The following is a 14,779-nucleotide window of genomic DNA, read 5'->3' as shown; positions in this document are numbered from 1 at the left end:
GCCTGTCGACGTACTTTATTGACCGGTTCGCGGGACCTCGGCGAGTGGCGTACGCATCAGGCCGGATGACACGGCGCGGCAGCGGCCCGGAAGTCGTCTTCGCAGGCCGACAGTTTCCGGCCCTCACAGGCCCGGGGCGTCCTTCCGGCGCGAGGCTCAGTGCAGGTCGGCCGATGCGGGGCTGTCGTCGAGGAAGCCGCCCACCTGGTGCTGCCACAGCTTCGCGTAGGTGCCCTCCGACGCGAGCAGTGCCTGGTGTGTGCCCTGTTCGACGATCCTGCCGCGGTCGAGGACGACGACCTGGTCCATGGCGGCCACCGTGCTCAGCCGGTGGGCCACCACAAGCGCCGTACGCTTCTCCATGAGCCGCCACAGCGCCTCCTGGACGAGGACCTCGCTCTCGGAGTCCAGGGCGCTGGTCGCCTCGTCGAGCAGCAGGATCGGCGCGTCGCGCAGGATCGCCCTGGCAAGAGCGACCCGCTGGCGCTGTCCGCCGGACAGCTTGACGCCCCGCTCGCCGACCATGGTGTCGAAGCCGTCCGGCAGCGCATCGGCGAACTCCGTGACATGCGCCGCCTCGGCCGCGCGGCGGATATCGGAGTCGGTGGCGTCCGGTCGGGCGAACGCGATGTTGTCCCGCAGTGTGCGGTGGAACATCGCCGGGTCCTGAGGCACGTAGGCGATCAGGCTGCGCAGGTCGGCCTGGCGCAGCCTGCTGATGTCCTGCCCCCCGATCAGGATCCGGCCGGCGTCGACGTCCGTCATCCGCAGCAGCAGTTGGGTGAGCGTGGTCTTGCCCCCGCCGGACCGGCCGACGAGACCGATCTTCGTCCCGCTGGGCACAACCAGGTCGAGGCCGTCGAAAAGTGTCTCCGCGCCCGTGTGGGCGAAGGTCACCTTCTCGAAGCGTACGTCGGCGGACTGGGACAGCAGCGGCTCCGGCGACTCCGGGTCGAGTACGGTCGGCGACGTCAGCAGCAGTTCGGTGAACTGCGCGGCCTCCGTCATCGAGCTCTCCAGACGGCGGTAGATCTGGTTGAACTCGAACATGATCCGCGTCGCGTTGGAGTAGTACGTGAAGGCGACCACGACCGCTTCCACCCCGTGGCTGCCCCCGCCGAGCGTGACCGCGAGCAGCAGGCCCAGCGTGTTGGTCAGCACGGACATCGGCGCGACCAGCGTGTCGATGCGCAGATTGCCGTAGTCCCACGACTTCAGCGAGAGCCGCCGCGACTCCGCGACGCGGGACCGATGCTCGGCGGCCTCCCGCTCCTCGGCGGCGAACGCCCGGACCGTGTCCATGTTCATCAGGCTGTCGGCGACGTGCCCCGCCACTCGGGCGATCGCCTCCTCGCGCTGATCAACGAGCTTCTGGCGGCGGCGGATGAGTGGCGCCACACACAGCGCCGTCACCGCGATCATCGCCAAGAGCCCGACAACGAGCAGCGGATCGTAATTCCAGAGCACCACCGACGCGAACACCAGCGGTACGCAACTGCCCACGACCGAGAACGCCAGCGTGTCGATGAACTCCTCGAAGCGGGTGGCGAAGCTCAGGACCCGCTTGGTCAGCGACCCGGCGAAGTTGTCATGGAAGAACGCCGCGTCCTTGGCGAACAACTCGTCCATGCCGACCACGTACAGATGCTCGATGCCATGCGCGTCCACGCGGTTCAGACAATGTATGCCGATGCGCCACAGCAACTCCGCCAGCAGCAGGACGCCGACGAAGCCGAGAACGTAGGGCAGCGTCGAGCCGATCGAGACACCGTCGTCGCCGGCGATTCGGGCAACGAGCTTCGCGACGATCAGTGGCGCGATGTAGTTGATGCCGATATTGCCCAGCGCCGGCAGGAGCATCGCGGGCACCGACACCCGCCGGAGCCGGGACAACTCCCGGCCGTAGTAACGAAGCGCGAGGATCACTGAGCCCTTGCCCGGCGGGGCCTCGCGAGGTTCAGGCGATTTCATCCCACCCCTGGGTTGTCGTGTGGCGGACAGGCCCGAAATCGCAGTGTCCCGTGGCGGCACCCGCGGCGTCCAAGCGTTTTTCTCAGCCACCCCCGTCGCCCGCCGGACAGCCGGGAAACCCCTCACTGGCGGGTTGACGGTGGCCTGTCACGCCGTTACCGTGCCAATAGTCGCCGCATGGGAGCGCTCCCAAATCCAAGGAAATCTCGACGCGGAAGAAGAAACGGCATCCAATGATGTTGCATCAGAATGAATCCGCAGCCAGGGGACCGGAATTCCCGAGTCGGAGGTCTGTTCTGGCGACGATAAGTGCCCTACCGGTCCTCGTGGCCGCGACGCCGGCCGTGGGAGCATCCGCAGCGGCGGCTGCCAATGTGATCGTCGACCCGTCGGCGGTACGGCAGACGATCCGGGGCTTCGGTGGCATGAACCACACGGTCTGGATCAGTGATCTGACACCTGCCCAGAGGGACACGGCATTCGGCAACGGCGAGGGGCAGCTCGGGTTCTCCGTGCTGAGAATCCCCGTCCACGAGAACCGGGCGGACTGGAGCCGCGAGGTGGCGACGGCGAAGCGTGCGATCGAGTACGGGGCGACCGTCATCGCGTCGCCGTGGAATCCCCCCGCTCAGATGGTCGAGACCTTCGTCCACGGCGATCAGTCCAACGCGAAGCGGCTCCGGTACGACATGTACGGCGCTTATGCGCAGCACCTGAACGACTTCTGCAAGTTTATGAAGGACAACGGCGTGAACCTGTACGCCATCTCGGTGCAGAACGAGCCCGATTACGCGCATGACTGGACGTGGTGGACTCCGGCCGAGATGATCCGCTTCCTGCGCGAGAACGCCGGTTCGATCGAGACCAAGGTGATCGCTCCGGAGTCCTTCCAGTATGTGAAGAGCTTCTCGGATCCGATCCTCAACGACCCGACAGCGCTCGCCAACCTGGATATTCTCGGGGCTCACCTCTACGGCACGCCGTACCAGAACTTTCCCTATCCGCTCTTCAAGGACAAGGGCAAGGGTAAAGAGCTCTGGATGACCGAGGTCTACTATCCCAACAGCAGCGATTCGGCGGACCTCTGGCCCCAAGCGCTCGACGTGGGGGAACATATCCACCATGCCCTGGTGGATGCCGAGTTCCAGGCGTACGTGTGGTGGTACATCCGGCGTAGCTACGGCCCCATGAGGGAGGACGGGCGAATCAGCAAGCGCGGTGCCGCCATGGCGCATTTCTCGAAGTTCGTCCGTCCGGGATATGCGCGGATCGACGCGACCTCGAATCCCCAGTCGAACCTTTACGTCTCGGCGTACAAGGGTGGTAGCTCCAAGGTGGTCGTCATCGCCATCAACAAGGGGACCTCGTCGGTGAGTCAGTCGTTCACCCTGGTGAACAACACCTCGTCCAGCGTGTCGTCCTGGCTGACGGACGTGAGCAGGAACGTCGCGTCTCTGGGTGCGATGAGCGTGTCGAACGGCTCCTTCACGGGCCAGCTTCCAGCGCGAAGCGTGACGACCTTCGTGACATCGTGACCGGATGAGGCAGCCCGGGCCCTGGCCCACCCGGAGTTGCCCGGCCGGCCGCCGGTGCGGCAGCGTGAGGACGCAGTCCGCGAAGTCGATGTCGGCGATGCGGGTGGTGTCTTCTGCCGGAGCCGGGAACTCCCGGTCATCGGCCGGTCGTCGGGCCGAGGACTTCTGCCACGAGCCGGCGGGCGTACGCGGCGTCGAGTCCGTCCGGGCGGAAGAGGATGCGGTACATCAAGGGGCCGACGACGCGGTCGATGACCGTCTCGACGTCGGGTGTCTGCTCCCCGCGTTCGGCCGCGCGGGCGAGGAGGACGTCGATCTGTTCGGCGGCATAGGCGGAGCACTGGTCGGCGTTGCCGCCGTCCGGGTCGCCGAGCAGGGCGTCGCGGATGTAGGCGCGGCCGGTGGGGGAGGCCATCTCGTCGAGGAACTGTTCGGCCCAGGCCGTCAGGTCGGATGGCAGGGCGCCATGGTCCCCGGGTGCGGTTTCGGGCCGTAGACGCTCGACCGCTACGTCCGACAACAGCTCCTGCAGGTCTCCCCAGCGGCGGTAGATCGTCGACGGTGTGACGCCCGCACGTTGGGCGACCATCGGCACCGTCAGGGCGTCCCGGCCGACCTCGGAGGCGAGTTCGCGTACGGCGGCGTGCACCGATGCCTGGACCCGGGCACTGCGCCCGCCGGGGCGCACCATCTGCCTGCTCATAGAAGTCACCTTAAAGCAAAATCATTGCGTCTAGTGATCCGCTCCAGGAGAACACAGGAGAACAAAGGAGAACAGCGGGCCACCGTTCGACGGCCTGGTGGCCTGGTTTACGCCGCGTACGCGAGCTCGCGGGCCGGCTGGGTCTGCTCGTAGGCGTGGCCGATCCGCAGGAGCGCGCTCTCGCCGAGGGGCCGTCCGAGGAGCTGCATGCCGAACGGCAGGCCCGCCGTGTCGTGGCCGACGGGGATGGACAGGGACGGTACGCCGGTGATGTTGGCGGGGGACGACAGGCGTACGTAGGCGTCGGACACGCCCTCGACCGTGCCGTCGGCCCAGGTGATCGTCTCCTGGTCGGCCTTGACCGCGGTCGCCGGGACGGTGGGGGCGGCGATCACATCGACCTCCCGCAGCATGCGGGCCCATTCCTGCCGCATGAGCGCGCGGGCGCGCTGGGCGCGCAGATAGTCCCCGGCGGGCATCAGTGCGCCGGCCTCGAGAAGGATGCGGACGTCGGCCTGGTAGAGCTCCGGGACCGTACGCAGGGTGCCCTCGTGGTAGGCGGTGGCCTCGGGGACCATCAGCCCCCACTGGGTGGCCTGGATATAGCGGGTCATGGGGATCTCGACCTCGACGAGGCGTGCGCCGAGGGTCTGAAGCTGGTCGATGGCGCGCCGGACGGCGGCTTCGACCTCGGGGTCGATGTGGTCGAAGTAGTAGGTGCGCGGCACACCGACCCGCAGCCCCCTCAAGTCCGCGCCCGCGGCCGGCCGGTAGTCCGCGGCGGGTGGTGTGGTCAGGGAGGCGGGGTCGCGGGGGTCGTGCCCGGCGAGGGCGGTCAGGACCAGGGCCGCGTCCTCGACGGTGCGGGTGATCGGGCCGACGTGGTCCAGTGACCAGGACAGGGGCGTGACGCCGTGGCGGGGGACGAGGCCGTAGGTCGGCTTGAGGCCGACCACACCGTTGAGCGCGGCCGGCACCCTGATGGATCCGCCGGTGTCGGTGCCCAGGGCGAAGGTGGCGGTGCCCGCGGCGACGGCGACGGCGGATCCGCCGCTGGAGCCGCCGGCGACCCGGTCCGGATCCCAGGCGTTGTGGGTCTGCGGGGTGGTCAGCCCGTAGCCGAACTCATGGGTGTGCGTCTTGCCGACCAGCACGGCTCCGGCCGCCGACAGGCGTGCGGCGACGGTGCTGTCGGCCCGTGCGCGGTGGTCGGCCCTGACCCGGGAACTGGCCGATGTCGCCGTACCGGCGACGTCGATCAGGTCCTTCAGGCCCATGGGGATGCCGTGCAGCGGACCGCGATGGCGGCCGGCCGCGATGTCGTGTTCGGCTTTACGCGCGGCCTGGCGGGTGCGCTCGGCGGTGACGGTGACGTACGCCTGGAGGCGCGGCTCCACCTGCGCGATGCGCGCCAGGACGGAGTCCGCCAGCTCGACGGGGGACAGCTGCCGTGCCCGGATCGCGTCGGCGGCCGCGGTCAGGGACAGTTCATACGGCTGCACCGTGCTGCTCCTCTCCCGCGTGGTAGGTGGCGGCGGGCGGGGTGTCCCCGCAGTCCAGTTCCCGCAGGACCGCGACGACGGAGTGGATGTGATCGGCGACGGCCGCGACCGCGGCGTGGCGATCGGCGGGCAGCGGGAGCCCGGCGCGGGCAGCCCAGCGGGCCGCTTCCGGCGTGGTGAGTTCTGCGGCGGACATGGGCGTTCTCTCCTCGGGGCTGGAGCGACGGAGTAGACCCCCGACACCAAAAGCTAAGAGTTTGCGTTAGTCGCACCGTAGGGCCTACGGTCCACTTAAAGCAAATTCATTGCGTTTAGCGATTCGAGGCAAGGGAGCGACCGATCATGAGCACTCCACCGGCCACCGGCCCGACCGCCATCCCCTCCTGGACCGTGGGTGACATCGCCGTCCACCGCATCGACGAGGTCGCCCTGCCGCCCGCCACCGGGCCGTGGCTGCTGCCCGGCGCCACCCCGGACGTCGTTGCCGGGCAGGACTGGCTGCGTCCCCACTTCGCCGACGGCCAGGGCGTCCTGCGCATCGACAGCCACAGCTTCGCGTTCGCCGCCGGCGGGCTGCGCATCCTGGTGGACACCGGCATCGGCAACGGAAAGGAGCGGGCCAACCCCGCCTGGCACAACCTGAACACCGACTACCTTCGGCACCTGGCCGCCGCCGGATTCCCGCCGGACTCGGTCGACCTGGTGATCCTCACCCACCTGCACGCCGACCACGTCGGCTGGAACACACGGGAGGTGGGCGGCGAGTGGGTTCCCACCTTCCCCCGCGCCCGCTATCTGGCCTCTCGCACCGAGAGGGAGTTCTGGGCCGCGTACGACATGGAGGAGGCGCGCCGGCAGATGTTCCGCGACTCCGTGATCCCGGTTGAGGAGGCAGGGCTGCTCGACCTGGTCGACGTCCCCGCCGAGGGTGTCGATATCGTCCCGGGCCTGCGCCTGCTCCCCACGCCTGGCCACACCCCCGGCCATGTCGCCCTTGGGCTGACCAGCCGCGGCCGGGCGGCGCTGATCACCGGCGACTGCATCCACCACCCCGTACAGCTCGCCCACCCCGCCATCGGCGCCTGTGTCGACATCGATCCCGAACAGTCCGAGACCTCGCGCCGCAAGCTGCTCCGCTCGCTTGCCGATACGGACACCCTCGTCCTGGGTACCCACTTCGCACCGCCCACCGCCGGCCGCGTCGTCACCCATGGGGACGCCTATCGGCTCTCGCTCGTCCCCGCCGACTCGCACGGTCCACCCACTGTCGCCGGGTAGTCGCGAAATCATTGTGCGATCCCACAAGTGCATTGGTGCACGCGTATGCACATAATAGAAGGAGGGCGCCCTGACACCACTCTTCCGCGGCGACATTCCTGAGAGGTGAGCCACGTATGAAGGCCCACGAACACCCTCATTCCCCGGCCCCGGCACATGCCCACCCCAAGGGCCACGCATCAGCGCATGACCACGACCACGACCATGACCACGACGGCGGACACAGCCACGACCAGGACCACAGCCACAGCCACGACCACGACCACGGCCATGCGCACGGCAAGGGCCGCTGGTCCCGCTGGAAGCACCAGGTCACCCACATGGTGAAGCCGCATTCGCACGAGACGGCGGACAAGGTCGACTCCGCGATGGAGTCGTCCGCCGAGGGTATGCGCGCCCTCTGGCTGTCCCTGGCGATCCTGGGCGCCACCGCTGTCTTCCAGACCGTGGTCGTCCTCATCTCCGGTTCGGTGGCGCTGCTGGGCGACACCATCCACAACTTCGCCGACGCCATGACCGCGCTTCCGCTGGGTGTGGCCTTCGTCCTCGGGCGGCGCGTGGCGAACCGTACGTTCACCTATGGCTACGGGCGGGCCGAGGATCTGGCCGGGATCGTCATCGTCCTGACGATTGCCGCCTCGGCGGCCCTGGCCGCCTATGAGGCCATCGACCGGCTGATGGATCCGCGCGACATCTCCCATCTGGGCATCGTCTCGATCGCGGCGGTCGTCGGCTTCATCGGCAACGAATGGGTGGCCCGCTACCGGATCCGGGTCGGGCGGAAGATCGGCTCGGCGGCGCTGGTCGCCGATGGACTGCATGCCCGTACCGACGGGTTCACCTCCCTTGCCGTACTGCTGGGCGCCGGTGGGGCCGCGCTCGGCTGGCGGCTCGCCGACCCGATCGTCGGGCTGCTCATCACGGCCGCGATCCTGCTCGTCCTCAAGGACGCGGCACGCGAGGTCTTCCGTCGTCTGATGGACTCCGTCGACCCGGCCCTCGTCGACAAGGGCGAGGCCGCGGTGCGCGAGGTTGCCGGGGTGCGCGACGTGAAGGAGCTCCGGATGCGCTGGATCGGGCACAAGTTGCGCGCCGAGGCCACGGTCGAGGTGGACGGAGGGCTGAGCGTACGGGAGTCGCACGCGGTGTCGGTCGACGTCGAGCATGCGCTGATTCACGCGGTGCCCCGGCTGACCGCCGCCCTGGTGCACACCGACCCGGCTCTCGGGCCGGATATGGACGATCCTCATCTGGCGCTCGCCCACCACATGACATGACATCAGGCCCCGGCTGACGCCGCCGGGGCCGCCCGACCAGGTATTCGTCCAGACCAACATCAGGTATTCGTCCAGACCAATTGGCGTCACGGTCCTGGATTTATCTGGCATGCCGTGTTCCGGGAAATCGGCTGCCGGTCGCCCATTCCGCCCTGGCGAACAGGTGACATGACGGCAATAGATTGTTTACAAAATATCATCGACAACATATCGACAGCGCCGTCATCGCCACTTACCTTCGTCAACCAAGCGCCACCTCCCCGATTCCGGCCAACCTCGGCCGCGCCGACTCCCCGAACGGCTGGGAAGTCTCAGTAGCTCCCGATCGGATCAGTGAGACCCATGAACAAACCGCGCTTGGCACTTGTACTGACAGCAACGACCCTGACGCTCACGTCCTGCGGAATGGGCGGCCAGACCCCCAGCGGCAGTGGCGCCACGGGTGATCGGTCCATCGTCGTCGACGAACCGTTCGCACCGGCCGCCAACTGGGCCCTGGAGACCGACGACTCCTTCGTCCTCAGCAAGGCCGGCTGCCTGGAGACCCTGGTGAAGTACCAGACAGGCGGCGCGATCAAGCCGATGCTCGCCACCTCCTGGAACCAAACCGGCCCTACCACCTGGGACTTCACACTCCGCCAGGGAGTGACGTTCCAGGACGGCACCCCGCTCGACGCCAAAGCGGTGACCGGAGCCCTGAAACACGCGCTCGCCGCGAAGACACCGGCCCCCGGCTTCTCGCCCGAGACGATCGCCGGAGTCACGGCGGTGGACGGTTCGACCGTACGGATCACCACCCCCGCCCCTGACGCCCTGCTGCCCTACCGCCTCGCGGCCCCCAACACCGGAATCCTCGCCCCGAAGGCGTACACCGGATCGTCGACCGATCCGCAAGGAACGTGCACCGGCCCATTCCGTATCACCAAGGAAATCCCCCAACAGGCAATCCAGCTCAAGCGCAACCCGAAGTACTGGAACGGCCCGGTGAAACTGGCCTCCGCCGAGGTGCGGTTCATCGCGGACGGCGCCAAGCGCGCCACCCAGATACAGACCGGGGAAGCCCAGATCGCCAGAAAGCTCTCCGTCCCGAGCGTCCAGGACCTCAAGGGGAACAACTCCGTCGAGGTGCTGACCGAACAGCTTCCGCGAACCACGGAACTCGTTCTCAACAACAAAAAAGCACCCTTCGACAATGAGAAGGTGCGGCAGGCGTTCCAGGCGGCGATCGACACCAAGGCGATCACCAACGCCGTCTACCAGGGAGCGGGGCAACAGGCCGTCGGCCCGTTCGGTCCCAAAGAACCCTGGACACCCGGCGGAGCAGCCCCCGTGCAGGCCGATCCCGCCAAGGCCAAGGCCCTGCTCTCCGCGGCCGGGGTGGAACCCGAGTCGATCAAGGTGTCCCTGATCGCCTACAACGAGGGATCGGGCTTCTCCGACCTCGCCGCCATCATCCAGCAGGAGCTCAAGGCCATCGGCGTGAAGGCGAGCATCCGCACCGGCGACTACGCCTCGGTGGAACCCGACCTGCTCTCCGGCGACTTCGATGCGGCCCTGCTCTCCCGCAACCACCTCGGCGACATGCCCGACCCGCTGGGCTATCTGACCGCGGACTACACCTGCAAGGGCAGCTACAACCTCTCCCACTACTGCGATCCGAGGACCGACGCCCTCATCAAGAAGGCCGCTTCCGCGAAGGACCCCGAAGCCCGCTACGCCGACTACGCCAAGGTCGCCGCGGAGCTCCAGTCCCGCGCCGTGGATGTCTTCCTCGTCCACGAGACCGAGTCCGTCGCCGTCGCCTCCGGCCTCAAGGGCTTCGCCGTCCACCCGTACTACACCCTCACCGCGAACCTCTCCCTCGGCACGAAGTGACTCGACGCCAAGTACTCGGCCCGAAGTGACTCGGCCCGAAGTGACCCCGCCACGCCTCGAAGTGACCCCGCCTCACCCCAAGGAGCTCGTTGTGATCGACTTCCGGCCCAAGTACATCACCTTCGACTGCTACGGCACCCTCACCGCCTTCGGGATGTCCGCCCTCACCCGTGAGCTGTTCGCCGACCGCGTCGCGGCCGACCGGATGGAGGACTTCCTCGACGACTTCGAGGCGTACCGGATCGACGAGGTGCTGGGCGCCTACCAGCTCTACCCCGACGTCATCAGGCACGCGCTTCAGCGAGCCTGCGCCCTGTGGAACATCGAATACCGCGACACGGACGGCGCGGCCATCGTCGCCGCCGTGCCCACCTGGGGTCCGCACCCCGATGTGCCGGACGCGCTGCGCACCCTCGCCGAGAGCTATCCGCTGGTCATCCTCTCCAACGCCGCGAACGACCAGATCGGCGGCAACGTCGAGAAGCTGGGCGCCCCGTTCCACGCCGTGTACACGGCCGAGCAGGCCCGTGCGTACAAGCCGCGCTTCCAGGCGTTCGAGTACATGCTGGAGGAGCTGGGCTGCGCCCCCGGTGAGATCCTGCACGTCTCCTCGAGCCTGCGCTACGACCTCATCCCGGCCCACGATCTGCGGATCGCCAACAAGGTGTACGTCAACCGGCGCTATGAGCCCAGCGTGCCGTACTACGGCTACCACGAGGTGTCGGCCCTGTCCGAACTGCCCGCGCTGCTCGGGCTGTGAGCGCCGTGAAAACCGTCCCGTACTGGCTGGACACGTCCCCGGCCGGCCCCGACCGCAGCGCGGTGGAGATCGGTGGCCGCACCGATGTGGCGATCGTGGGCGCCGGGCTGACCGGTCTGTCCGCCGCGCTGCACCTGGCCCGCAAGGGCGCCCAGGTCACCGTACTGGAGCAGGAGACCGTGGGCTGGGGAGCGTCGGGACGCAATGGCGGCATGTGCACCACGGGGCTGGCCATCGGCTTCCTCACCGCCGTGGAGCGCTATGGCATCCCGACCGCCAAGGCGGCCTACCTGGCCTACAACGAGGCCATCGACACGGTCGAGAAGCTGGTGGTGGAGGAGGAGATCGACTGCGACTTCTCCCGCACCGGAAAGCTCAACCTGGCCGCCAAGCCTGCGCACTACGAGCGGCTGGCCCGCACCCATGACGCACTCGCCGACCTGATCGGCTACCACACACAGCTGATCCCCAAGAAGGACATCAGGTCCGAGGTCGGATCGGACCACTACCACGGCGCGATGGCGGACCCGCAGGGTGCCGGTCTGCACGTGGGCAAGTTCGTCCGCGGTCTGGCCGAGGCTGCCGCCGCCCAGGGGGTGCGGATCCTGGAGAAGGCCCCGGTCACCAGGGCCCGCCGAGTCAGCGGTACGGCACACGATCTGACCACCCCGGTCGGCACCCTCCGCGCCGATCAGGTGCTGGTCGCCACGAGTGGCTACACCGGGTCCCCGTTCCGCTGGCTGCGCAACCGGATCATCCCCGTCGGCAGTTTCATCATCGTCACCGAACCGCTTCGGCAGGAGGTGGTCGACGAGCTGATGCCCACCCGCCGGATGGCCTCCGACTCCAAGAACATCCTCTACTACTTCCGCATCACCCCCGACAACCGCCTGCTCTTCGGCGGCCGGGCGCGGTTCGCCATGTCCAATCCCCAGTCCGACCGGAAGAGCGGACAGATTCTGCGCAAGGGGATGCTCTCGGTGTTCCCGCAGCTCGACGGCGTGCGCATCGACTATCTGTGGGGTGGTCTCGTCGACATCAGCCTCGACCAGATGGTGCACTCCGGGGAGCGGGACGGCCTGTTCTACTCCGTCGGCTACTCGGGCCACGGGGTCCAGATGGCCACCCACATGGGCCGGCAGATGGCCGATGTCATGGACGGCAGGCCCGAGGCGAACATCTGGCGCGGCATGAAGTTCCCGCGCGTCCCCGGACACTTCGGTCCGCCCTGGTTCCTGCCGTTCGCCGGGGCCTACTACCGGGCCCTCGACATCATCAAGTAGCCCGCCACCCACCTGCCGGAAGAGCCCGGAAAGGAGGAGTGAACGATGGTCAGATTCGTCGTGCGGCGGCTTATGGTGCTGCTGATCACCCTGCTCGCCGTATCAGCCGCCACCTTTGCCATCCCGTACGCCTCGGGCGGCGACCCCGTCCGAACGATCCTGCGGTCCAGAGTCTCCGATCAGGCCCTCGACCCCTCGGCGATCGCGGCCCTGCGCTCCGAGCTCGGGCTCGACCGGCCGATCCTCGTGCAGTATCTGAGCTGGCTCGGCCGTGCGGCGCGTGGGGACTTCGGGATGTCCTTCACCAGCCGCACCCCGGTCGACCAACTGCTGGGCACCGCCATCGGCGTGTCCGGCACCCTGGCCGTCATCGCCATCGGGCTGGCCTTCCTCGCGGCCCTGCCCCTGGGCACGCTCGCCGCGATGCGGCCGGGGAAACGGGTCGACAACGGAGTGACCCTGCTGACGCAGAGCTTCGTCGCCGTCCCCGAATACTGGCTGGCCCCCATCCTGGTGCTGGTCTTCTCCCGCTACCTCGGCTGGCTGCCGTCGGCCGGATGGCGGGATCCGACCTCCATCATCCTGCCCGCCCTCACTCTCGCGCTGCGGCCCATGGCCTACTTCACCCAGGTCACCAGAGCGGCGATGAGCGATGTCCTGGCATCGCCATATATGACCGCCGCCCGCAGCCGGGGACTGAGCGGAGGCCAGGCCCTGCTGCGGCACGGGCTGCGCAATGCCCTGCTGCCGGTGATGACGCTGTTCTCCCTGTGGTTCGCCGGGCTGCTGGGCGGATCGGTGGTCGTGGAGGTCATCTTCGCCATCCCCGGCATGGGCCGGCTCGTCTACAGCGCCGTGGTCAACCACGATGTCCCGCTGATCCAGGGCGGAATCCTGTGCACCGTGGCGCTGGCGGTCCTGATCACCACCGTGACCGACCTGCTGTACGCACTGATCAACCCGGCAGTGAGGGTACGCGATGGCGCTGTCTAGCTCTCTTTCCCATGACCCTGTGCCCTCCACCGCACCCCGGCGTCTCGCACACCTGACCGCCACCGGTCTGCGCGCGGTCACCGGCCGGCACTGGACGCTGCGCGTCGGCGCCGTCGTCCTGGCCCTGGTGCTGACCGTCCTGCTGCTCACCCCGTGGATCGCGCCGTACGACCCGGCCCACCAGGACCTCGGACAGCGGCTGGCCGGGCCCGGCGCCCACCATCTGCTCGGCACCGACCAGTTGGGCCGGGACATCCTCAGCAGGCTGATGTACGGCGGGCGCTTCTCGGTGTCCATCGCGGCGGTCACCCTGCTGCTCTCCGCCGTGATCGGCACGGTGATCGGAGCCTTCAGCGCGCGGCGCGGCGGGATCGTGGACGAGGTGGTCATGCGCACCACCGACCTGCTGATCTCCATCCCCGACGTGATCGTCGCCCTGTTCCTGATCGCCGCCTTCGGCACCGGATACGGCATGCTGATCGCGGCCCTGACCATCGTCGGGTGGACCCCCTTCGCCCGGCTGATGCGCGGCCTCGCCCTGGAGATCAACAGCCGGGAGTACATCGAGGCCGCCGAGGCGCTGGGCTGCTCCAAGGTGTTCATCGTCTTCCGCCATGTCATCCCCAACGCGCTGCGGCCCGTGCTCGCCCTGGGCTTTCTGCGGTTCGGCCACAAGCTGATCACCGTCGGCGGACTGTCGTACCTGGGTCTTGGCGTGCAGCCTCCCGACTCCGACTGGGGCGCCATGCTGCTGGACGCCCAGCCGTATATGCAACGCCTTCCCCTGCTGGTGATCGCCCCCGGCGCCGCGATCTTCGTGACGGCGCTGAGCGTCACCCTGATCGGCCATGGCATGGAACTGAAGCGCAAGAGGAGGACGGATGCCACATGACACCACGCCGTCGGCAGCCTCGGCTCCCTCGGTTCGCCGCGCGACCTCGGTCCACCGTACGACGCTCGCCTCACAGGTCGTGGAGCAGATCCGGTCCCGGCTGCTCACCGGCACCTTCCCGCCCGGCTCCCAGCTGGGCGAGGCCGAACTCGCCGAATCCCTGGGAGTCAGCCGCGGCCCGGTACGCGAAGCCCTCGCCCGCCTCGTCCACGAGGGACTGCTGCTGAGCGAGCCCCATCGCGGTGTTTTCGTACCGCTGCTCGGCGAGGCCGACGTCCTCGACATCTATTTCGCCAGGGAGGCCCTCGAGGCCGCCGCCTTCCGCCGGGTCATCACCTCGCCCAGACCGCCCGGCCTGCTCGCCGCCCTCGACGAGACGGTGGACGAACTCGCCCGCGCCACACGGAAGGGCGACTGGTCGAAGGTGGCCGACTTCGACGCGCGGTTCCACTCCCTGGTCATCGAGGCGGCCGGCAGCCCCCGACTGACGCGCATGTTCGACACCGTGATCGCCGAGACCCGGCTGTGCCTCAACCTCCAGGCCGACGCCGACCCCGCACGGCTCGACCTCCTCGACGAACACCGGGAACTGGCACGGCTCATCGCGGGCGACGACGTCGACGCCGCACTGGCCGCCCTCGCCCAGCACTTCGAAGAAGCCATCGTGACCGTGCGCAACCGCCTTCGCGCGGTACGACGCTGAAAGGACC

General features: G+C 68.3%; 13 protein-coding genes. 9 read left to right on the top strand and 4 right to left on the bottom strand.

The features are described from left to right. Positions 1-156: 156 nt before the first annotated feature. Complete coding sequence (locus ACFV2X_RS02405) at positions 157-1,971, bottom strand: ABC transporter ATP-binding protein (protein ID WP_385610260.1); 1,815 nt, start codon at positions 1,969-1,971, stop codon at positions 157-159. A gap of 233 nt (positions 1,972-2,204) precedes the next feature. Here ACFV2X_RS02405 and ACFV2X_RS02400 point away from each other — a divergent pair, with 233 nt between their 5' ends. After that, entirely contained in the window at positions 2,205-3,506 is a 1,302-nt protein-coding gene (locus tag ACFV2X_RS02400; protein ID WP_385610257.1) for a glycoside hydrolase family 30 beta sandwich domain-containing protein, read from the top strand. 136 nt (positions 3,507-3,642) lie between these two features. Here the strand turns inward: ACFV2X_RS02400 and ACFV2X_RS02395 are convergent, their stop codons facing one another. The 3 genes from ACFV2X_RS02395 to ACFV2X_RS02385 all read right to left on the bottom strand — a co-directional run bounded on the left by ACFV2X_RS02395 (position 3,643) and on the right by ACFV2X_RS02385 (position 5,907). Further along, entirely contained in the window at positions 3,643-4,209 is a 567-nt protein-coding gene (locus ACFV2X_RS02395; protein ID WP_385610255.1) for a TetR/AcrR family transcriptional regulator, read from the bottom strand. 107 nt (positions 4,210-4,316) lie between these two features. After that, on the bottom strand, positions 4,317-5,711 hold the full coding sequence (locus tag ACFV2X_RS02390; protein ID WP_385610253.1) for an amidase: 1,395 nt from the start codon (positions 5,709-5,711) through the stop codon (positions 4,317-4,319). Then, positions 5,698-5,907, bottom strand: a complete 210-nt coding sequence (locus ACFV2X_RS02385) for a hypothetical protein (RefSeq protein ID WP_385610250.1) — start codon at positions 5,905-5,907, stop codon at positions 5,698-5,700. Before ACFV2X_RS02385 ends, ACFV2X_RS02390 begins: the two co-directional genes overlap by 14 nt. Positions 5,908-6,053: 146 nt before the next feature. Between ACFV2X_RS02385 and ACFV2X_RS02380 the strand changes: the two genes are divergently transcribed. From ACFV2X_RS02380 to ACFV2X_RS02345, 8 genes are all read left to right on the top strand, one after another. Further along, a complete protein-coding gene (locus ACFV2X_RS02380; protein ID WP_385610247.1) occupies positions 6,054-6,989 on the top strand; it encodes an MBL fold metallo-hydrolase in 936 nt (311 codons plus the stop codon). 116 nt (positions 6,990-7,105) lie between these two features. Beyond that, positions 7,106-8,266 (top strand): cation diffusion facilitator family transporter, encoded by a 1,161-nt coding sequence (locus ACFV2X_RS02375; RefSeq protein ID WP_385610244.1) that lies wholly within the window; start codon positions 7,106-7,108, stop codon positions 8,264-8,266. Between the two features lie 357 nt (positions 8,267-8,623). Continuing rightward, positions 8,624-10,141, top strand: a complete 1,518-nt coding sequence (locus tag ACFV2X_RS02370) for an ABC transporter substrate-binding protein (protein WP_385610242.1) — start codon at positions 8,624-8,626, stop codon at positions 10,139-10,141. Positions 10,142-10,232: 91 nt separating this feature from the next. Beyond that, positions 10,233-10,901 (top strand): haloacid dehalogenase type II, encoded by a 669-nt coding sequence (locus ACFV2X_RS02365; protein ID WP_385610239.1) that lies wholly within the window; start codon positions 10,233-10,235, stop codon positions 10,899-10,901. After that, positions 10,898-12,184: an NAD(P)/FAD-dependent oxidoreductase gene (locus ACFV2X_RS02360; RefSeq protein ID WP_385610236.1), complete on the top strand. Its 1,287-nt coding sequence runs from the start codon at positions 10,898-10,900 to the stop codon at positions 12,182-12,184. The genes ACFV2X_RS02365 and ACFV2X_RS02360 overlap by 4 nt, the downstream gene beginning before the upstream one ends. 45 nt (positions 12,185-12,229) lie before the next feature. Beyond that, a complete protein-coding gene (locus tag ACFV2X_RS02355) occupies positions 12,230-13,177 on the top strand; it encodes an ABC transporter permease (protein WP_385610233.1) in 948 nt (315 codons plus the stop codon). A gap of 19 nt (positions 13,178-13,196) precedes the next feature. Beyond that, complete coding sequence (locus ACFV2X_RS02350; RefSeq protein ID WP_385610230.1) at positions 13,197-14,069, top strand: ABC transporter permease; 873 nt, start codon at positions 13,197-13,199, stop codon at positions 14,067-14,069. Then, on the top strand, positions 14,059-14,772 hold the full coding sequence (locus tag ACFV2X_RS02345; protein WP_385610227.1) for a GntR family transcriptional regulator: 714 nt from the start codon (positions 14,059-14,061) through the stop codon (positions 14,770-14,772). Before ACFV2X_RS02350 ends, ACFV2X_RS02345 begins: the two co-directional genes overlap by 11 nt. Positions 14,773-14,779 lie beyond the last annotated feature (7 nt).

Source organism: Streptomyces sp. NPDC059679, from assembly GCF_042734105.1.
Lineage (GTDB): Bacteria > Actinomycetota > Actinomycetes > Streptomycetales > Streptomycetaceae > Streptomyces.
Note: the sequence above shows the minus strand (reverse complement) of the source record. Positions and strands in the feature narration are given on the sequence as shown.